The following is a 252-nucleotide window of genomic DNA, read 5'->3' on the forward strand; positions in this document are numbered from 1 at the left end:
CAAGGGCATGATAGATGTAGCCTGCTTCATCGGCACGTTTGATTCTTGGCATACCATCAGTTGGCTAAAGAAAGATTGATCGTATTCGCTAGAGAATATCAAACCAAGTCCCGAAAAACGACCCCCTTCCCCTTTTCCTCTTCTTTTCCTCTTCCTCACTCCCCGCTCCAAAACCACGGCCATCGCATCAAAAGTTAACCAAGTATTCGTTTCAGACTTGCCTAAGTCCAGTGTCGGTGCGAAAGATTTCAT

Annotated in this window: 1 protein-coding gene; it reads right to left on the minus strand. The window is 46.0% G+C overall.

Translation table 11 applies throughout. The annotated features are described in order from the left end of the window. The coding region (locus CA13_RS36045) for a hypothetical protein (RefSeq protein WP_419195314.1) at nt 1–252 on the minus strand (252 nt) is incomplete at both ends.

This window comes from Novipirellula herctigrandis (genome assembly GCA_007859835.1).
GTDB classification, from domain to species: domain Bacteria; phylum Planctomycetota; class Planctomycetia; order Pirellulales; family Pirellulaceae; genus Novipirellula_A; species Novipirellula_A herctigrandis.